The following is a 19,392-nucleotide window of genomic DNA, read 5'->3' as shown; positions in this document are numbered from 1 at the left end:
TGTAAGGCGACGACGCCCAATGCTGCCGAAATCTCCGAAAATCCAGTCGGCGCGGGCATATGGTCTTTCCCCCAAATGTGAACGCCCAAACCAGAGGTTACAAGCGTCAGAATTGACGCAAGGCAGAACACAGGAACGCGCAGCGTGCTGAATGCTTGCATTGCCTCGATTTTGTGCGGCAAGACTGTCTGGACTTACAGGATGCAAAGCGCGTGACGTTCTTTCTTTCTCTATTACCGGCGATTTGGCCTTGGTTGATTCTGATCGCCGCGCAGGTAACTGCGCTTGTGGGGCACTGGGCGGTCGCGCTGTCACTGCTGGTTCTGTTTGCAAGCATCGCCTCAGCAACGGGGCTGATGTCACTTCTGGCTATTGCGGCTGTGGTCGGTGGGCTGGCCGGAGCCGCCTTGCTGCCGCACCTCAAAGGGCGGCTTGCGGTCGCAGGACACGCGCTTTTGATCCTGTGGTGTCTGGCCATGGGTGCGCATCTTCTGCCCGGATTTCAGAACCTGAAAGTGTTGGATCAGGTGCAGACCGGGGCCGCCAGTACAGGGTTCACAATGCACCTGAATCTGGACAAACCGATGGTCTTCTTCGCCGTTCTTCTAGCCTGGCCCGGAATGCTTCAAAGCACCATTCAGACCAAATTCGGCCCGCTGGTGGCAGGGCTCCTGCTGTTGCCGGGGCTGTTTCTATTGGGTCTTGCCGTCGGCGCGATACAGCCAGAATTTTCGGTCCCACGGTGGTGGCTGGTCTTTGTCCTGTCCAACTTGTTTTTGACCTGCCTGACGGAAGAAGCCTTCTTTCGTGGCTACCTGCAATCCGCCGTCATCTCACGTCTTGGCGCCGTCGGAGGAGTTATTGCGGCTAGCCTGCTGTTCGGGTTGGCTCACTTTGGCGGCGGACCGGCACTAGTGGTCTTTGCCTCAATTCTCGGGTTGGCCTGTGGTTTGGGGTATTATTCAACACAGCGTCTTTGGGTGCCCGTTGCGATGCATTTCGGGTTCAATCTGGTGCACCTGCTGCTGTTCACCTATCCCGGCCCCGCCTGAAATTCAGACTGGCAGAGCGGTGGTCTTGAACACTGTGCGCAAAGCAAACGAGCTTTGCATCTGCGCCACCCCGGGCAATCGCGACAGATATTGCCGGTGAATGCGCGCAAAATCCTCGGTGTTTTCGGCCACCACTTTCAGGATATAGTCCGCCGTTCCCGCCATCAGGTGGCACTCCAATACGTCGGGAATACGCGCCACTGCCTTTTCAAAAGAATCCAAAACCTCTTCGGCCTGTCCTTGCAAGGTAATCTCGACAAAGACGGTTGTAGGCACGTTCATCTTGCGCGCATCCAGCAACGCCACATAGTTGCGGATGAACCCCTCAACCTCGAGACGCTGAACACGCCGATGGCAGGCAGACGGCGACAGGTTGACCTGCTCGGACAGCTCCGAATTCGACATCCGGCCGTTTTTCTGGAGGGCCGCCAGAATCTTTCTATCAGTCGTATCTAAGGCCATTCGTGCAATTCCTTTGCGGGATTTACACCTTATACAGGAGATTCTTCCAAAGAAAATTCCCACCGCACGTTTTCTTTCACAGAAATTGCGCGCCGAACTGCACATAATTTAAGCAGTTTATGAACGGAGACCTCCATGAAAATCGGTTGCCCCAAGGAAATCAAACCTCAGGAATTCCGCGTCGGCATGACACCCAACGCCGCTCAGGAAGCGGTTGCCCGCGGCCACGAAGTACTGATCGAAACCGGCGCAGGCATTGGCGCTGGTTTTGACAATGACGCCTATGTTGCAGCAGGCGCACGCATCATCGACACCGCAGAAGAAGTGTTCGCCACCGCTGACATGATCGTCAAGGTCAAAGAACCGCAAGCTGTCGAACGCAAGATGCTGCGTGAAGGTCAGTTGCTGTTCACATACCTGCATCTGGCACCCGACCCAGAGCAAACCCATGACCTGCTGGAATCGGGCTGTACAGCAATCGCCTATGAAACCGTAACCGATGCCAATGGCGGTCTTCCTCTGCTGGCGCCGATGTCCGAAGTCGCTGGTCGTCTGGCGCCTCAGGTCGGCTCGTGGACCCTGCAAAAGGCAAATGGTGGACGCGGTGTTCTGATGGGCGGCGTTCCCGGTGTTGGCCCGGCCAAAGTCGTCGTGATTGGTGGCGGCGTCGTGGGTACGCACGCAGCAAAGATCGCCGCTGGCATGGGCGCAGACGTCACCGTTCTGGATCGCTCTTTGCCACGCCTGCGTTATTTGGATGACGTCTTTGGTGGGACATTCAAGAACCAATATTCAACGGCGGGCGCCACGGCCGAGCTGATCCGGGATGCCGATATGGTGATCGGTGCCGTACTGATCCCTGGCGCTGCGGCTCCTAAACTTGTATCGCGCGCTCAATTGTCGACGATGAAGCCGGGCGCAGTTCTGGTTGACGTCGCCATCGATCAGGGCGGGTGCTTTGAGACTTCGAAAGCCACCACCCATGCCGACCCAATCTACGACGTCGATGGCATCATGCATTACTGCGTGGCAAACATGCCCGGTGCTGTGGCGCGTACTTCGACCATCGCATTGGGCAACGCCACGATGCCCTTCATGCTGTCTCTGGCAGACAAAGGCTGGAAACAGGCATGTCAGGACGATCCGCACCTTCTGGAAGGTCTGAACGTTCATGCAGGGCAGCTGACTTACTATGCCGTCGGCAAAGCCCTGGGTATTGACGTGGTTTCGCCCAACGTGGTCGTCAAATCATAAGCAAAGATGGTTCTGAACCACAGTTTACAAACCAAAAAAGCACCGCGCTTTCGCGCGGTGCCCAGCCCAACAGGATAAGGGCAAATTTTATGCCCGGTTGACAGGCAGGAGCCGTCACCCCTGTTTCTGAATTTCCACTGCGTGTGGGTAAGGGATCGAGATACCCTTGTCGTCAAAGGCTTCTTTCACAGCCTTGGTCAGTTCGAATTTGGCATCCCAATAATCCGCCGCATCACACCAGAGCCGCGCCGTCAGGTCCACTGAACTGTCCCCAAGATTGGTGACCTTGACCCAGGGCTCGGGATCGCTGTGAATGCGGTCGTCCGCTTTGGCCACGTCCAAGATGATTTGCATCGCCTTGTCCGCACTGTCACCATAATCAATACCGAACACCAGATCGACGCGACGCGTGTCATGTGCCGAAAAGTTGGTGATGATCGATCCCCAGGACTGACCGTTCGGGACAATGATCTGAACGTTGTCAGGGGTTACCAGTTCGGTGGTGAACAGGTTCAAATCCTTCACGGTTCCTGCTGTGCCGCCAATATCCACATACTGACCCAGTTTGTAGGGTCGGAAGACGACCAGCATGACACCGGCAGCCAAATCGCTGAGCGTGCCTTGAAGTGCCAGACCAATGGCCAGAGAAGCGGCGCCGAGAATGGCAACGATGCTTGTGGCTTCGATCCCAAAGATGCCAAGAACGGCAACCAGAACCATGGCCAGTATGGCCCATTTGACAAGGCTCGCCATAAAGTTCCCGAGTGTGGGATCGATATGTGGCGTCGAGTTGATCCGGCGGCGCACCATGCCACCGATTGCGCCGGCTACAATCCAGCCCAGGATCAGAACGACAAGCGCCTTGACTGCATTCATGATCAGCGGGGCGTATGCGCCCACCTGTGTTACGACCTCATCCACGCGCATCTCCTTTCAACAGCAAGAAACCCGCGAGGTTTTCGCGGGGGTCACCGGATTGTGAGCTAAGATTGCGTTTCGGTCTAGGTGCGACTTTCGCCGGATTTCCCCGTTGTTCGTCAAAAAACACGGCCTGACCGGAAATGCACAGGGCAAAGGGCTTACATGATCACAGTTTGATCCCTAGCTTTGACGAGATATCCAATCAGGAGCCCCCAATGCTGGACAACAAACCTCATCCGATCATGGCCCGCTGGCCTGCCCAATCCCCGGACAAGATCCAACTGTACTCCTATCCAACCCCAAACGGCGTCAAAGCGTCGATCATGCTTGAGGAAACCGGCCTGCCATACGAGGCTCATCTGGTGACGCTTGCAGATGCGGATGTCAAAAGCCCCGAGTTTCTATCGCTGAACCCGAACAACAAAATCCCTGCCATCATCGATCCCAACGGGCCTGATGGTGAACCGCTTGCCCTGTTCGAAAGCGGCGCCATCCTACTGTACCTTGCAGAGAAGTCGGGCAAGTTATTGGGTGAAAGCGCCGCCGACAAACACCGCATCACCCAGTGGCTGATGTTTCAGATGGGCGGGGTCGGTCCGATGTTCGGCCAGCTGGGCTTTTTCCACAAATTTGCGGGCAGCGAGATCGAAGACCCCCGCCCGCGCGAACGCTATGTCAAAGAGGCGAAACGCCTGTTGAACGTGGTCAACACCCAGCTTGAAGGGCAAGATTGGATCGCAGGCGACTATTCAATCGCCGACATTGCCCTTGCGCCATGGCTGAACGCGTTGGATTTCTACGGCACGAAGGACGTTGTCGGCTGGGACGGCTACGCCAATGCCGTCGCCTATGTCGACCGTTTCATGCAACGTCCGGCGGTTCAGCGCGGCAAGGTCATACCTGCGCGCGGCTAAACGATTGAATTTTGGAAGGGTGCCTTTGGCGGCACCCTTTTTGCATGTCTCAGCCGGGCAGCGCGCCAGTCAACACATAGCGCAGAATTTCCACAACCTGAGCAGGCTCTTCAGCCACGGCAAGCGCGGCTGCGTCAACTTCTTTCAACGCGTGCTGATGATCCGGGCCGTGCAGAACAATGATCGACTTGCCAAGTGCCGCAGCATAACCCGCGTCAAAGGCTGCGTTCCACTGTTTGTACTTGTCTCCAAACCGAACAACCACGACGTCCGCATCCGCAATCCCCTTGCGCGTGCGGATCGCGTTGACCATCGCGCCCTTATGGTCGTGCCAATATTTGTTCGGCTCGGCCCCTAGAATGGCGACACCGCAATCATCGCTGGCAGCATGATCGGTCACAGGGCTGTTGAATGTCACATCCAACCCTTGCGCACCCTCAATGATCTGTTCCCGCCAGTCGGTGTGGATTTCGCCCGAGAGGTAAACGTTCAGCATATTCAGTCCTCCGCAAATACAGAAAGGGCGCCGCCGCCCCTTCATCTTTTCAAAAATACTCTCGCCGAAGGCGATCCTGAGTTACCCGCGCAGGACGCCGCCGGTCGCCTTGGTAACTTTCGAGATGATCTTTTCGGCCACCGCTTCGATATCTTTTTCCTTCAGCGTCGTGTCCGTCGGCTGCAGGCGCACGGTGATGGCCAGAGATTTCTTACCTTCACCCAGGCTTCCGCCGATGAATTCGTCAAAGACGCGTACATCCTCGATCAGCGCCTTGTCAGCACCCGCTGCAGCATTCACCACCGTCAGCGCCTCGACACCTTCATCGACGACAAAGGCAAAATCACGTTCGACCGCCTGAAGATCTCGCAGCTCCAACGCGGCGCGGGTTGCACCGGATTTGCGGGGCAGAGGCACCTCGTCCGGCCAGATCGTAAACGCCATCGCCGGACCCTTGATGTCCATCGCCTGCAAGACACGCGGATGTAGTTCGCCGAACACGCCCAGTACCTTTTTCGGACCCAGGCAAATCTTGCCATGACGTCCCGGATGCCACCAGGCGTCCCCGTCACGAAGGATCTGCACCTTCGCCGGTGCACCAATGGCAGCCAGTACAGCTTCAGCATCTGCCTTGGCGTCAAACACATCCACCGCTCGCGCGGCCCCGTGTACATCTTTCGGTCCGTCACGACCGACCAGCAAGCCGGTGATCTGGGTTTTCTGATCGCCGGGCTCTCCGTCATGGAACACCGGGCCAACCTCGAACAAAGCCACATCCGCAAAGCCTCGCGCCTGATTGCGCGCCGCCGCTTGTAACAGGCCGGGCAGCAAGTCGGGGCGCATGTGGCTCATCTCGGACGAGATCGGGTTTTCCAGTTGGGTCGCCTCATCACCTCCGCCGAACAGCGCTGCGGACGCCTGATCAATGAAGGTGTAGGACACACATTCATTATAGCCCAACGCGGCACAGGTCCGACGCGCCATGGACTGACGGCGCTGCGTTGGCGTCATCACTGCCTTGGGGATACCATCCGTCACGCGCGGCAACGGTTTGCCCTGCAACTTGGTCAGGGACGCAATCCGCGCGACCTCTTCCACCAGATCGGCCTCACCCATGATATCGGGACGCCAGCTGGGCACATGAGCCATCTCACCCTCAAGGCGGAAACCCAGGCGGGTCAGGGTCTGACGCTGTTCGCTTTCAGGAATGTCCATTCCGACCAGAGACTGCACCCGTGCCGCGTCCAGCTTGTAAGCCCGCCCATGGTTCGGGGCCTTGCCCGCTTCGACCACGTTGGACGCTTCGCCGCCACAGATATCCAGGATCATCTGAGTTGCGTGTTCCAACCCTTCGCGGGTGTAATCTGGATCAACACCGCGCTCGAACCGGTACCGCGCGTCCGAATTGATTTTGAGCGCACGACCGGTCAGCGCGATCTGCACGTGGTCCCAGAACGCACTCTCCAGGAAGACATTAACCGTCTCTTCGGCGCAGCCGGTTTCCTCACCGCCCATGATCCCGGCAATCGATTCCGGGCCGTTGTCGTCCGAAATCACCATCATGCCTGGCTGCAGAGTATATTCTTTCTCATCCAGCGCCACCAGTGTCTCGCCACCTTTGGCGCGATGCACCCGCAGGTTGCCTTGCACTTTATCCGCATCAAACACGTGCAGCGGGCGGTTGTGGTCGAAGGTCATATAGTTGGTGATGTCCACCAAGGCCGAGATCGGACGCAGGCCAATAGCCTTCAGCTGATCCTGCAGCCACTGTGGGCTGGGGCCGTTCTTGACGCCGCGGATCAGGCGCCCAGTGAAATGCGGCGCACCGTCCAAAGTGTCTTCGTCAATGCTGACCTTGATCGGGCACTCGAAATCCCCGGGAACCGGCGCATAGTCACGCTGTTTCAGCGTACCGATACCGCGCGCGGCCAGATCACGCGCGATCCCCTCAACGCCCAGCGCATCGGGCCGGTTCGGCGTGATCGCGATCTCGATCATCGGATCGACCTTCGACGGATCGTTCTCGGCCAGCCAGTCGACAAATTTGTCACCAACTTCACCGGAAGGCAGCTCGATGATGCCGTCATGCTCCTCCGACAGCTCCAGCTCGCGTTCCGAGGCCATCATGCCAAAGCTTTCGACGCCCCGGATCTTGCCGACGCTGATGGTGATATCCAGACCGGGGATGTACATGCCCGGCTTGCAAACCACGACGGTGATGCCTTCACGCGCGTTCGGGGCCCCGCAGATGATCTGCAGATCACCCTCATCTGTTTCAACCGTGCAGACCCGCAGCTTGTCAGCGTCCGGGTGTTTCTCGGCATGTTTGACATGGCCCAACGTAAAGCCTGCCAACCGGTCCGCCGGGTTCACGATCTCTTCGACCTCCAGGCCAAGGTCGGTCAGCGCCTCGGCGATCTCATCAACCGAAGCGTCAGTGTCGAGGTGGTCTTTCAGCCAGGACAGAGTGAATTTCATTGCACGGGGCCTTTTTTGGCAGATATCCAGTCGGCACAGGCAATGGCAAAGAATGGACCAAGGTGCAAGCGCTGTGCGTCACGGATAGGTGGGGGTGCGGCCCAAAAGCTCGTCCAATTGTCGCCCGATCCAGCCATGCGGGATGAAATGCCCGCCCGGATGGGTGTCCAGCACCACCTGCCCCTGCGCGCAATCTGTCCATTCCACCCGGCTGAGCGTCAGGATCGGCACCACGCTCCAATCGCCGCGCGGGGTCGCTCCGTTACAGTTGTACTTTTCCCGCCACAGGGCCACCGGATAGGTCGTGTCGCCATTCGCGCCATAGGGAAAATCCATCACCGTATCGCTGAGGCCATGCACATGGCGCGCCTCGCGCGGGCCTTCGGGACAGTTTTCGGTCTGGCGAATGCTGCCCGCAACGGCCAGTAAGGCGGCAACGTCATTGCCCGACTGGCACACATAACGCCACGCCATCGCGCCACCAAAGGAATAGCCCGAGACATAGATGCGGTCAGGGTCAATCGGATAGCGCTTGGCCACATCTTCCAGCACCCGGTCGGCAAAAGGCACATCGTCGGTGCCCGAGGTCCAGAAATCCCAGCTTTTGCCCAGCCCGTTCGGGGCCACTAGTAACACGCCCCGCAGCTTGGTCGCCCCGGCAATGCGCTCATGGTTCACGACAACGGTTCCCTGCCGCGCCCAGCCGTGGAAATGCAGCAACACGGGCAGAGGCGTTTCGCCGTCCCAGCCCTCAGGCTCCAACACATGATACGAGCGGTCGCCGACCTCACAGGCGGTATCGCCGTGGCAGTCGGTGTTCCACGGCCCCATGGCAAAGGCCGGTGAGGCGGTCAGCAACAGAAGGCAAAGCAGTCGATAGATCATGCGCCTGACCCTAGCCAACCAGAGCGCCAAGTCACGTCACAACCCCGTGGGAACCTGTAACAAGCCGTGGTGTCGCCAGACCGCGGGATGGCGATCCTTGATTGGTGCTGGGCAGTTTATGGGGGTCAAATCCGCGCGCTGTTCGAGCGTTGCGCTGGCGGAGACAAATCGCCAGCCCGTACGGGCGGTGTCGTCCATTGGGCTTGAACCAATGGCGCCGCAATGAACGACCGATAGCGCGGCGGCCTATCGGCCTTTGCTCCGCGCTTGCTACAAGCCAACCGTGTTGTTTGGCTAATGCGACTCAGCTGGAACCAAAATGTCGGATGAAGGGCAGGAGCTTAGTTTCAATTGCATTCAATGCCCCAGACAACCTCTCGGTTATTGACCCAGATGTCCGATCATAACCGTCCCAAATAACGTCTTCGTATGTCTCTATTCGTTGAAGATCTTTTTCAGAAAGCTCTCTGCCAAAGCGAGTGCTATCGCGCTTGGCTTCCCTGATCTTTGCTCTGAGAGCCACAATCAACTTTACACGCGCATCAAAGATAACGTCGATAGCATCTCTGACTTCTTGATCTCCAATTAGCGCTTTTTGGCGAACTCCAAGTCGCCTCAACTCCGCGAAATCGTCGTCAAGTTCAGCCAGCTCTTTGAGTCTGCGGCGAAAGTCATAAGCCCCGTCATCTTCTTCGCCTTCGGGCGCTCCAAAACCCAACGGGCTTCGAATAGTCTGAAACTTGCCGATCAATTCGGACGCGTGCGAAATCAATTCCTCACCAAGCTCTGCCCGCTTGGAGGATAACTTTTCACCCTTCCAAGAATGGAGTTGGCGATAGGCAACCCAAACACCTGCAGCGACCGAAACCGCAATAACCACTTGGCTCAATGCGGAAATTCCTTCGAAAATTCCACTTGAAGTGATTGTCACCGAGACAAACCACCATGCAGATTCGGCATATCCAACGCCGCAAACCCATAGTGGCGCAACCAGCGCAGGTCAGAATCAAAGAACGCCCGCAGGTCCGGAATACCGTATTTCAGCATCGCCAGACGGTCGATCCCAATGCCAAACGCAAAGCCTTGATACACCTCAGGATCAATCCCACCGGCGGCGATCACCTTGGGGTGAACCATGCCGGAGCCGAGGATCTCCATCCAGTCATCGCCCTCGCCGATCTTCAGCTGACCGTTGTCCCAGGAACAGCGGATATCGACCTCGGCCGACGGCTCGGTGAACGGGAAGTGCGAGGCGCGGAAGCGCAGCTCGACGTCGTCAACCTCGAAGAACGCCTTCACGAACTCTTCCAGAACCCATTTCAGGTTCGCCATCGAGATGTCTTTGTCGATGGCCAGTCCCTCGACCTGATGGAACATCGGCGTGTGGGTTTGGTCATAGTCGGCGCGATAGACACCGCCCGGACAGATCACGCGGATCGGTGCGCCCTGTTTCTCCATCGACCGGATCTGCACAGGGGACGTGTGCGTCCGCAGCACATGCGGCGGGCGATTGTCGCCCTCGGCGCGGTGCATATAGAACGTGTCCATCTCGGCCCGCGCGGGGTGGTGGCCGGGAATGTTCAGTGCGTCGAAATTGTACCAGTCGGTTTCAATCCGCGGCCCTTCGGCCACCGAGAAGCCCAGTTCGGCAAAGATCGCGGTCAGTTCCTCGGTCGCCTGGCTGATCGGGTGGATCGAGCCCTGACGGCGCGCGCGGGTCGGCAGGGTGACGTCCAGCCATTCGGTGCGCAGACGTTCATCCAGCGCGGCATCGGCCAGCGCGGCCTTTTTGGCAGACAGAGCCGAGTTGATCTCATCCTTCAGGGCGTTCAGCGCGGGACCTGCGACCTGACGTTCCTCGGGCGTCATCTTGCCCAGCTCGCGCATCTTCAGCGCAACCTCGCCTTTTTTGCCCACGGCAGCGACGCGGATCGCCTCTAGCGCGTTTTCGTCGCCTGCTTCGGCGATTTGGCCCAGATATTTTGCCTTAAGATCGTCCATCACGGCCCTCTGAATTTGGTCGAGAACCTGCTATCGGCCCCGCCCCGCGAATGCAAGCGGGACGGTGCGGATCAATAGCTGTATTCCGGGAAAATCCGGGTCAGGTCGCCATTCCAGTCGCCATTGTAGTGATCCAGCAACTCATCTGCCGGAACCTTGCCGGTGTCGATGCTTTCCTTGAGCGCATTCAGGAAATGCGTCTCATCCGGGACCAGCCCCCCTGCACCGGGGCGTGCGCGGGCCTTCAACCCGGCCTCAGAGATCGCAACAACCTCACGCGCCAGATCATGCATGTTGATGTCACCGACCTGCGCCTGAAGGCCATTGACCGCAGCTTGCACGCGAAGCTCTTCGCGTGTTTCCGCGTCCCAGCCCTTGACCAGATCCCACGCCGCATCCAGCGCGCCCTGATCGTAAGTCAAACCAACCCAGAAGGCGGGCAGCGCACACAGTCGACGCCACGGGCCACCATCGGCCCCACGCATCTCCATATATTTCTTGATCCGTGCTTCGGGGAAGGCCGTGGTCAGATGATCGGCCCAATCGCTGAGGGTCGGTGTCTCACCGGGCAGCGCAGGCAATTCCCCTTTGAGGAAGTCGCGGAACGACATGCCCAGCGCGTTGATATACTGGCCGTCGCGATAAACAAAATACATCGGCACATCGAGCGCGTATTGCACGTAACGTTCGAACCCGAAGCCGTCTTCGAATACAAAGGGCAGCATCCCGGTGCGTGCATCATCCAGATGCCGCCAGATATGGCTGCGCCAGCTTTTCTGACCGTTGGGCTTGCCTTCAAAAAAGGGCGAATTGGCAAACAAGGCGGTCGCCACCGGTTGCAGCGCAAGTGCAACGCGCAGTTTCTGCACCATGTCGGCCTCGGACCCGAAGTCGATATTGACCTGAACCGTGCAAGTGCGCCGCATCATGGCGCGGCCCATAGTGCCGACCTTTTCCATATAGTCGTTCATCAACCGATAACGCCCTTTCGGCATCAAGGGCATTTCCTCGTGAGTCCATATCGGGGCCGCGCCCAGACCAATGAAACCTACGCCGATCTCGTCCGCGATGTCCTTCACCTCACGCAGGTGGGTGTTTACCTCATCGCAGGTCTCGTGGATCGTCTCAAGCGGGGCACCGGAAAGCTCCAGCGCGCCACCGGGTTCCAGGCTGACATTTGCACCGTCTTTTTCAAGACCGATAAGCTTGTCGCCTTCGCGCACTTCGCCCCAGCCATGGCGATCCCGCAGACCTTCCAGAACGGCCACAATCGAGCGTTTGCCTTCAAACGGCAGCGGCTTCAGCGTGTCTTTGCAATAGCCGAACTTTTCGTGCTCGGTGCCGATGCGCCAGTCTTCTTTGGGTTTACAGCCTGATTCCAGATATTCGGCCAGTTGCTCATGGCGTTCGATCGGACCGCCGCCGGACTGAGGGATGGACATGAACCGTGCTCCGATCCTGATGTGTCTGTCTTGAAGGTCAGTCGTGGTCGTAAATGACGCCAGTGTCAATGCAACCGCAAATGTGCCGGGCGCGATGGGGTGCGTTCCCAGATGACGACGGGATGTCGTGATTTACCGTTGAGTTCCGACAGCATCTGTTCGGTTTTCAACCCAGGCAGGCTAGAGAACACATCAAACAAAGCCTCTGCCCCTTCTGCATTCACAGGAATGTGAAGCGCCGGCTGTCCCGACTGATCCAAAACCCAATGCGCCGGGCTTGAGGTCGGGTCGAGCGCAAGCCGTTCAATTTCGCGCGTCGCCACGATGCCGCCGTCCAAAGGACCCAGATAGGTGATCTGACCTTCATCCACGGTCACCACGCCCTGCCCGCCTGCGCCGGTTCTGAACCGGGCGCGCTGTATGCCAATGACCGCCAATGCCACAGACACCAAGATCAGGAACCAGCCCAACCATGCCAACAACCCACCCGGCCCGCTGACCCAGCTGAGGCCGAGGATCAGGACAAAAACCGCAACCACCACTTCGCGCCAGCGCCACAGCGCCAGTTTTGCCTCGGGTCGGATGAAACTCATGGCACTACCTTTTGCGGTTTCTGCAGAAGCGCTACACGGTACCAACCGACTTGCCGGAACCCAATCGCCTCATAAGCACGAGCTGCAGGCGAATTGTTCGCGAACAGGATAGCCGACGTCGCACCTTCGGATTTTGCTTTTTGCATCAATGCGGTCGTGACCCGGCGACCCAGACCACGATTCCTGTTTTCGCGCGGCACGAAAACGCCTCCCACCTGTATCTGGTCGTGAATCTTGGCATTCACGGCCGCCATTGCAACAGGAGACGCATCTTCCAATAGAACAATCGCCCTATCTGCGGTCAGTTCCGCATCGACACGCTCAGCAGCAAGTTCGCGTGCCTCTTTACCAACGGCCTGCCCTGTATCTTCAATGTAATCCGCGAACCAAGATCGCAGCCAAGTCCGATCCGAACCTTGCATGCCGCGACACGGGATCAGTGCTTCGGGCAAGTCCTTCAGATCTCGTCGGTACAACGGTTCATCATGGTGCAAACGGTACTTGGCCTGCGCCATATCCAGAGCTTTTAAAGTTAACTCGACCTGAAGCGCATCACCGGTCATACCAAGAACCGTTTCGCCTTCGATCATCCGAGCAAAACTCTCTGCCGCTTCAGTCGCACGATCTGGCAATTGAACCATTAGGTAGCCCTTTTTGCTCAACCCAAAGACGCCCTGAATTCGATCCTTACCCCAAATGAAGTAGCGACTGGAATGGTCATATGCGTTCAATCCCACTCCGTGTACCGCCAGATTGCTACGCAGAAACATTGAGCTGTCCGGGTAGTTTGCCAGGAACGCCTCGAGCGCAGGAGCATCCGACGAAACCGCCTCTCGAATCACGCCCAATCCCCCAGCGCCTGTTGCCACATGGTTAGCGCTGCAACGGCTGCCGTATCCGCCCGCAGGATACGCGGGCCCAGACTGACCACATGCGCATGCGGTAATGCCGTCAGTCGCGCGCGTTCTTTGTCGGAAAAGCCACCTTCCGGGCCGATCAGAATCGCCCAAGGCCGTCCTTTTTCATTAGCGGCCAATCGCAGGGCCGAGCCGACCTCGGCCTCGTTGCAGAACATCAACTGACGGTCTTCGGGCCATGTATCCAGTACACGATCCAGCCGCTGCAGGTCGGTGACTTCGGGCACGAATGTGCCGCCACACTGTTCTGCAGCCTCGACCGCATGGGCCTGCAAGCGGTCCTGACGGATGCGTTCGGAATTGGTGAATTCGGTCTGCACAGGCAGGATGCGGGCCGCGCCCATTTCGGCCGCTTTTTCGACGATGAAATCGGTGCGAGCCTTTTTGATCGGCGCAAACAGGAACCACAGATCGGGCGGTAATTGCAAAGGTTTGGTCTGTTCAAGGCAGGTCAATACTCCACCCCGCTTGCCCGCTTCTGTCACTTTGGCCAACCATTCGCCATCCCGGCTGTTGAACAGGGCCACAAACCCGCCAACCGACAGGCGCATCACGCCAAACAGATAATGCGCCTGGTCGCGCGTCAAAGGAACCGATTGCCCCTGACCCAAGGGCTGCTCTACATACAGTCTGATCTTCGCACTCATGAGACCTTACATATGCAAGGCAATGCCCCAACACCAGACGGTCAAGTCGCCGATGCCGTAACCGGCAATTGGGTCGACACTTATGCACCGGCCTTTGCCCGCCCTTATCTGCGCCTCAGCCGCGCGGACCGGCCCATTGGAACGTGGCTGTTGCTGATTCCATGCTGGTGGGGATTAGCGTTGGCCATTCTGCATGATGGCCAGCCCCGTTGGGAAGATCTGTGGATTGCCATTGGCTGCGCGCTGGGCGCGTTTCTGATGCGAGGGGCCGGATGCACCTGGAACGACATCACGGATCGGGACTTCGACGGGCAGGTTGAGCGCACACGTTCACGCCCGATACCTTCGGGACAGGTCAGCGTCCGGCAGGCTGCGGTGTGGATGATCCTGCAATGCCTGCTGGCGCTTGGCATCCTGCTCAGCTTCAATCAGGCCGCGATTGCCATGGGCGTTCTGTCCCTGCTGCCGGTGACAATCTACCCTTACGCGAAGCGGTTCACTTGGTGGCCGCAGGTGTTCCTTGGACTGGCCTTCAACTGGGGCGCGCTATTGGCTTGGGCCGCGCATAGCGGCTCTGTGGGCTGGCCTGCCATCACGCTTTACCTGGCGGGCATCGCATGGACCCTGTTCTACGATACGATCTACGCCCATCAGGACGCCGAAGATGACGAGTTGGTAGGCATCAAGTCCACGGCGCGCTTGTTCGGCAAAGATACGGCGAAGTGGCTGAAGTACTTTCTGGTGGCAACGGTATCGCTGATGGGGCTGGCCATCATCGATGCGGGCGTGCCGGATGCTTCGATTCTGGCGCTTGTTGTTGCACTTAGCGGACCTTGGGCCATGGGTTGGCACATGGCGTGGCAGTTGCGCGGTCTGGATCTGGAAGACAATGCCAAGCTGCTGCAATTGTTCCGGGTCAACCGCGACACCGGCTTGATTCCGCTGATCTTCCTTTGCGTCGCTTTGCTGCTCTGATTGCACCTGCCGAATGGGGACTGTAAAGATCGGCCCAATCGCCTGAGGAGTGTCGAACACAAGCATGCGTCTGCCGTATTTTATCGCTGTTTTGCTGATTTTTCTGGTTTCGGCCGGATTGTCCCTCGTGGCCGCCAGCTACGCTGTTACGAAGATCGAAGAGACATCCGAATTCGCTGTGCGTCGATCATTGGACCTTAAAGGACATGACTGGGCCGAGGTCGAATCCGACGGGCTTCGTGTGGTTCTGACAGGCACCGCGCCGGATGAAGCCACCCGATTCAACGCGCTGACCGCTGCTGGAACCGAGGTCGAAACATCCCGTGTGATCGACGAAATGGAGGTCGAGGCCACCTCGGCGCTGGCCCCACCCCGCTTTTCAGCAGAGATTCTGCGCAATGACAGCGGCATCTCGATCATCGGTCTGATCCCCGCCAGCGAGGACAGGGAAGAGCTGATTGACCGGCTGCGCAACCTGGATCGGAGCGTTGCAGTATCGGACTTGATGGAAACGGCAGATTACCCCAAGCCCGACGGCTGGGACGCCGCAATATCTTACGCCATCGAAGCATTGGCGCGCTTGCCTCGTGCAAAAGTTTCCGCCAGCTCTGGCTTGGTCAAGATCACCGCGATTGCTGATAGCCAAGAAGAAAAACAGCGACTTGAACAGGATCTGACGCGCACCGCGCCGCCAAGCTTGCGCATCGGTCTGGCAATCTCGGCCCCGCGCCCTGTAATTACGCCCTTTACGCTGCGCTACCTGATCAATGATGAGGGCGGGCAGTTTGACGCCTGTTCCGCGCAGGACGAAAAGGCGCGCGACCGCATCGTAGCCGCCGCACGCGATGCCAGCTTGCAAGGCACTTATTCTTGCACCATCGGTCTGGGGGAACCCTCACCGCGTTGGCCCGAAGCCGCTGAACTGAGCATTCAGGCCCTGTCAAAAATCGGCAATGGCACTGTCACACTTTCAGATGCCGACATTACACTGGTCGCAGCCCAAGGAACGGACCCTGCCCTCTTTGACCGGGTGGTGGGTGAGCTTGAAACCGCCCTGCCCCCCGTCTTTGCACTACACGCCGTGTTGCCAGAGCCCGAAGACACGGATTCGTCCGGCCCGGTTGAGTTCTCGGCCACCCGCAGCCCCGAAGGCCTGGTGCAGCTGCGCGGTCGTCTGGGCGATGAAACCCTGCGTGACATGGTCGACAGCTATGCCCGGGCCGCATTTGGCTCTGATCAAGTTTACACGGCCACCCGCATCGTGACCGATCTGCCCTCAGACTGGCCTGTCCGTGTTCTGGCCGGGTTGGAAGCATTGGCGCAGCTGCACAACGGGGCCGTGACCGTGACGCCTGATACCGTAGAGTTGACCGGCCTCAGCCACGAAGAAGACGCAAAGGCCCGTATTGCCGGTCAGCTGTCGGATAAGTTGGGCGAAGGTCAGGAATTCACTCTGATGATCACCTATCAGCCTCCGCCGGAACCCGAAGACGCCCTGCCCGATCCGGAAGTCTGTGAACAACAGATCGCTGAAGTCCAGGCTGCCAGCAAAATCGCCTTCGAACCCGGATCGACCACGATTGCGTCGGATTCGCGCGATACCGTGAACCAGATCGCAGACATCCTGCGGGACTGCGGCCCCATTCGACTGGAGATTCAGGGTCACACAGACAGTCAGGGGCGCGAAGAGATGAACCAGCAGCTCAGTCAAGCACGCGCGCAGTCGATCCTGAACGAGTTGCGCGGGCGTCGCATTCCCACCAGCAGCTACACGGCCGTCGGATATGGCGAAACGCAACCCATTGCGGACAACGACACTGAAGAAGGTCGGGAAGAAAACCGTCGTATTGAATTCCGCCTGATCCGCCCCGAGCCTGTTGAGGCCAATGAAACAGGTCTCGAAGCGCTTGAGACTGAGACTGACACGTCAGAAGCAGACCAGACCGACACGACCGCATCAGATGCGGATGCAGAGGACCAGTAAGTTGAACAGAATAGAATTCATCATCGCCACGGCCATCATTCTGTTTGCCGCATTCTGCATGGGCTGGTTTGCCAACTGGCTGGCTCACCGCCTGTCCCGCGTACGCCAAAGCGACGTGGCCGATCTGGACCGGATGAGTCAGGAGCTGCACGAGGCCGAAGAAACCCGCGACCAGGCCATCACCTATCTGCAGCAGCGTGAAGCCGAGCTGACCAATCAGTTGACCCAGACCGAGGCTGAGCTGGCCGCCGCCATGGACGGTCTGCGCGCCGCGCGGCAAGAGGCCGAAGAATTGCGCGGGCGGATCAACAACGCCGACTGACGCGCCCACGACCTGATCGGGTCACAAAACCTGCTCAAGATCCGCGATCAGGTCTTCGGGATCTTCAAGACCAACCGACAGCCGGAACACGCCGTCCCCTGCATAGTCCCGATAGCTTTCCAGTTGCGCCCCTTCCAGACGGAATGAGGTCTGCATCAAAGCCTCCGTTCCCATCCAGAAAATCAGGCTGCGATGATGGCCAAGTGACACGGCGTAATGGACGATCTTCAGTTTGTCGATCATCTGCTGGGCCAGTGCTTCTCCGGTGGCATTGTCGCCCACCTGAAAGGTGATCATGCCGGACGAATTCCGCATCTGCCGCTGTGCCAGTTCGTATTGTGGGTGTGATTTCAGGCCCGGATACACGACTTTGGTGACGGCCCCACGTGTTTCAAGCCAATTGGTCAACGCCATGGCCCCCGCCTGATGCGCCTTCATCCGAAGCGGCAAAGTGGCCATACCCCGGGCGATCATCCACGCGTTGAACGGTGACATGATGCTGCCGTGATGAATGGCCGACTCGTTGCGAATCTTCTCGATCAACTCTTTGCGGCCCGCTACCGCTCCGCCAATGGCATCACCATGACCGCCTATGAACTTGGTGACGGAGTGCATGATCAGATCGACGCCCAAATCTTTGCTGGGTTGACCCAGCGGAGAGGCAAAGGTGGCATCGCAAGACAATAACGCCTCGGCATTTTGCGCAATGGCTGAGACCGCAGCCAGATCGGTCAGTCGCCCGATTGGGTTTACCGGTGTTTCCGTATGTATCAGCCGTGTGTTCGGCCTGATCGCCGCTGACACCGCCGCCAGATCAGACATGTTGACCGTGCTGACTTCGATCCCCAAGCGCGGCAACGTGTCCCGCGCCAGCTCGGCCACGCCCGCATAAGACACGTCAGAGACGATCACGTGATCTCCGGCAGACAGGAACGTCAGGAAAATCGCAGTTGCAGCCGCCATGCCTGACGCCAGACAAATACAATCCTCGGTGCCTTCCAAGGCGCTGATCTTGGTTTCAAGCGTTCGCACGTTGGGGTTGGCCCAGCGCCCATAAAGGTAAGGGGCCTCTTCCTCGAGATCATGGGCCGAGAACCCGGCAACCTGACCGGTGACAAAAGTCGAGGACATATGCAAAGCCGGTGCAGATGCACCATTGGTCGGGTCCGGTTCTTCGCCCGCATGAATAGCGCGCGTCGCAAGACCCTTGTTTCTCAAATCGTTTTGCATGGGGTTGTCCTCTTGATCCGGTTGATCGGATTAAGCGTGAGCTCTGTTGCTGACGTCTAGAGGAAAATTGAACCTGATCAGGGTCAAAAACGACCACCGCATTGTTGCGGTGGCGGGCCCATCTCACCACCGGGTTAGTGCGTCTTCGTCTTCGTCCTTGGCGGCAACCCATTCCGCACCGACCCCAGTGATTTCTTTCTTCCAGAACGGGGCGCGGGATTTCAGGTAATCCATCAAGTATTCAGCCGCCTCGAATGCATCTTTGCGATGCGGCGCTGCGGTTGCGACCATCATAATCCGGTCGCCCGGGGCCAAGCGGCCATGGCGGTGGATCACCAATACATCCCCCAGTGACCAGCGATCCTTGGCTTCCTGGGCAATCTTTGTCAGGGCACGTTCGGTCATGCCCGGATAATGTTCGATCTCCATGACATCCAGATCACCGCTTGCAAGATCGCGTACGACGCCGGTGAAGGTAACGATGGCACCGTTGGCATCATCCCCGGCGGCAAAGGCGTTGGCCTCAGCGCCCAGATCGAAAGCTTCTTCCTGAACAGCGATTCTCATCACTTAACCACCTGTCATCGGCGGGAAAAACGCAACCTCACGCACACCGGTCAGCGAGGCGTCAAAATCTGAAAGCTCTTGATCCAATGCCACGCGCAGGGCTGACAAATCGGCGAAAGCCGCTGCGTAACGTTCTTCCCTTGCGCTTAACTCGGCCACCAGATCGCTGACCGTGGCAGCACTGGTTTCGACTTTTTCCTTTGGCAAACCGATGCGTTCGCGCACCCATGCAAAGTACAGCACATCCATCGC

At 58.3% G+C, this 19,392-nt stretch carries 20 protein-coding genes; 6 read left to right on the top strand and 14 right to left on the bottom strand.

The window, feature by feature from the left end:
- Window positions 1-212 precede the first annotated feature (212 nt).
- Complete coding sequence (locus tag GS646_RS23180; protein WP_171647419.1) at window positions 213-1,052, top strand: CPBP family intramembrane glutamic endopeptidase; 840 nt, start codon at window positions 213-215, stop codon at window positions 1,050-1,052.
- A 3-nt stretch (window positions 1,053-1,055) separates the two neighbouring features.
- On the opposite strand, the gene GS646_RS01445 is transcribed toward GS646_RS23180, so the two are convergent.
- Window positions 1,056-1,514, bottom strand: coding sequence for an Lrp/AsnC family transcriptional regulator (locus GS646_RS01445; RefSeq protein ID WP_171093819.1), 459 nt, complete (start codon window positions 1,512-1,514; stop codon window positions 1,056-1,058).
- Between the two features lie 135 nt (window positions 1,515-1,649).
- Here GS646_RS01445 and ald point away from each other — a divergent pair, with 135 nt between their 5' ends.
- Window positions 1,650-2,768, top strand: coding sequence for an alanine dehydrogenase (gene ald, locus GS646_RS01440; protein WP_171093821.1), 1,119 nt, complete (start codon window positions 1,650-1,652; stop codon window positions 2,766-2,768).
- Window positions 2,769-2,882: 114 nt separating this feature from the next.
- On the opposite strand, the gene GS646_RS01435 is transcribed toward ald, so the two are convergent.
- A complete protein-coding gene (locus GS646_RS01435; protein WP_216600425.1) occupies window positions 2,883-3,695 on the bottom strand; it encodes a mechanosensitive ion channel family protein in 813 nt (270 codons plus the stop codon).
- A 209-nt stretch (window positions 3,696-3,904) separates the two neighbouring features.
- Between GS646_RS01435 and GS646_RS01430 the strand changes: the two genes are divergently transcribed.
- The gene (locus tag GS646_RS01430; protein ID WP_171183830.1) at window positions 3,905-4,603 is read left to right on the top strand and encodes a glutathione S-transferase family protein; all 699 of its coding nucleotides are present in this window, start codon (window positions 3,905-3,907) and stop codon (window positions 4,601-4,603) included.
- Window positions 4,604-4,652: 49 nt separating this feature from the next.
- Here GS646_RS01430 and GS646_RS01425 read toward each other — a convergent pair whose 3' ends face one another.
- From GS646_RS01425 to GS646_RS01385, 9 genes are all read right to left on the bottom strand, one after another.
- Entirely contained in the window at window positions 4,653-5,099 is a 447-nt protein-coding gene (locus GS646_RS01425) for a YtoQ family protein (RefSeq protein WP_171183828.1), read from the bottom strand.
- 81 nt (window positions 5,100-5,180) lie between these two features.
- Window positions 5,181-7,577 carry a phenylalanine--tRNA ligase subunit beta gene (pheT, locus tag GS646_RS01420; protein WP_171647423.1) on the bottom strand — a complete coding sequence of 799 codons (2,397 nt, stop codon included), beginning with the start codon at window positions 7,575-7,577 and terminating at the stop codon, window positions 5,181-5,183.
- Window positions 7,578-7,655: 78 nt separating this feature from the next.
- On the bottom strand, window positions 7,656-8,462 hold the full coding sequence (locus GS646_RS01415) for a PHB depolymerase family esterase (RefSeq protein ID WP_171183824.1): 807 nt from the start codon (window positions 8,460-8,462) through the stop codon (window positions 7,656-7,658).
- A gap of 304 nt (window positions 8,463-8,766) precedes the next feature.
- Window positions 8,767-9,351: a hypothetical protein gene (locus tag GS646_RS01410; protein WP_171183822.1), complete on the bottom strand. Its 585-nt coding sequence runs from the start codon at window positions 9,349-9,351 to the stop codon at window positions 8,767-8,769.
- 38 nt (window positions 9,352-9,389) lie between these two features.
- Complete coding sequence (pheS, locus tag GS646_RS01405) at window positions 9,390-10,463, bottom strand: phenylalanine--tRNA ligase subunit alpha (RefSeq protein ID WP_171179000.1); 1,074 nt, start codon at window positions 10,461-10,463, stop codon at window positions 9,390-9,392.
- A 71-nt stretch (window positions 10,464-10,534) separates the two neighbouring features.
- The gene (locus GS646_RS01400; protein WP_171183819.1) at window positions 10,535-11,905 is read right to left on the bottom strand and encodes a glutamate--cysteine ligase; all 1,371 of its coding nucleotides are present in this window, start codon (window positions 11,903-11,905) and stop codon (window positions 10,535-10,537) included.
- Window positions 11,906-11,970: 65 nt separating this feature from the next.
- Window positions 11,971-12,498 carry a hypothetical protein gene (locus GS646_RS01395; RefSeq protein ID WP_171183817.1) on the bottom strand — a complete coding sequence of 176 codons (528 nt, stop codon included), beginning with the start codon at window positions 12,496-12,498 and terminating at the stop codon, window positions 11,971-11,973.
- The gene (locus GS646_RS01390) at window positions 12,495-13,268 is read right to left on the bottom strand and encodes a GNAT family N-acetyltransferase (protein ID WP_171183815.1); all 774 of its coding nucleotides are present in this window, start codon (window positions 13,266-13,268) and stop codon (window positions 12,495-12,497) included. The genes GS646_RS01395 and GS646_RS01390 overlap by 4 nt, the downstream gene beginning before the upstream one ends.
- 68 nt (window positions 13,269-13,336) lie before the next feature.
- Window positions 13,337-14,062, bottom strand: coding sequence for a 16S rRNA (uracil(1498)-N(3))-methyltransferase (locus GS646_RS01385; protein WP_171647427.1), 726 nt, complete (start codon window positions 14,060-14,062; stop codon window positions 13,337-13,339).
- A 12-nt stretch (window positions 14,063-14,074) separates the two neighbouring features.
- On the opposite strand from GS646_RS01385, the gene ubiA reads away from it, so the two are divergent.
- From ubiA to GS646_RS01370, 3 genes are all read left to right on the top strand, one after another.
- A complete protein-coding gene (gene ubiA / locus GS646_RS01380) occupies window positions 14,075-15,037 on the top strand; it encodes a 4-hydroxybenzoate octaprenyltransferase (protein WP_171183810.1) in 963 nt (320 codons plus the stop codon).
- Between the two features lie 64 nt (window positions 15,038-15,101).
- Window positions 15,102-17,021 carry an OmpA family protein gene (locus tag GS646_RS01375; protein ID WP_171183808.1) on the top strand — a complete coding sequence of 640 codons (1,920 nt, stop codon included), beginning with the start codon at window positions 15,102-15,104 and terminating at the stop codon, window positions 17,019-17,021.
- Window position 17,022: 1 nt separating this feature from the next.
- Window positions 17,023-17,343, top strand: coding sequence for a hypothetical protein (locus GS646_RS01370; RefSeq protein WP_170446384.1), 321 nt, complete (start codon window positions 17,023-17,025; stop codon window positions 17,341-17,343).
- 21 nt (window positions 17,344-17,364) lie between these two features.
- Here the strand turns inward: GS646_RS01370 and GS646_RS01365 are convergent, their stop codons facing one another.
- The 3 genes from GS646_RS01365 to moaD form a co-directional block, all read right to left on the bottom strand.
- Complete coding sequence (locus tag GS646_RS01365; protein ID WP_171183806.1) at window positions 17,365-18,573, bottom strand: PLP-dependent aspartate aminotransferase family protein; 1,209 nt, start codon at window positions 18,571-18,573, stop codon at window positions 17,365-17,367.
- A 123-nt stretch (window positions 18,574-18,696) separates the two neighbouring features.
- A complete protein-coding gene (locus tag GS646_RS01360) occupies window positions 18,697-19,140 on the bottom strand; it encodes a molybdenum cofactor biosynthesis protein MoaE (protein ID WP_171093850.1) in 444 nt (147 codons plus the stop codon).
- A 3-nt stretch (window positions 19,141-19,143) separates the two neighbouring features.
- Window positions 19,144-19,389: a molybdopterin converting factor subunit 1 gene (gene moaD, locus GS646_RS01355; protein ID WP_171093853.1), complete on the bottom strand. Its 246-nt coding sequence runs from the start codon at window positions 19,387-19,389 to the stop codon at window positions 19,144-19,146.
- Window positions 19,390-19,392 lie beyond the last annotated feature (3 nt).

The organism is Ruegeria sp. HKCCD4315 (assembly GCF_013112245.1).
In the GTDB taxonomy this organism is placed as follows: domain Bacteria; phylum Pseudomonadota; class Alphaproteobacteria; order Rhodobacterales; family Rhodobacteraceae; genus Ruegeria.
This window is presented reverse-complemented; position numbering and strand designations above follow the sequence as displayed.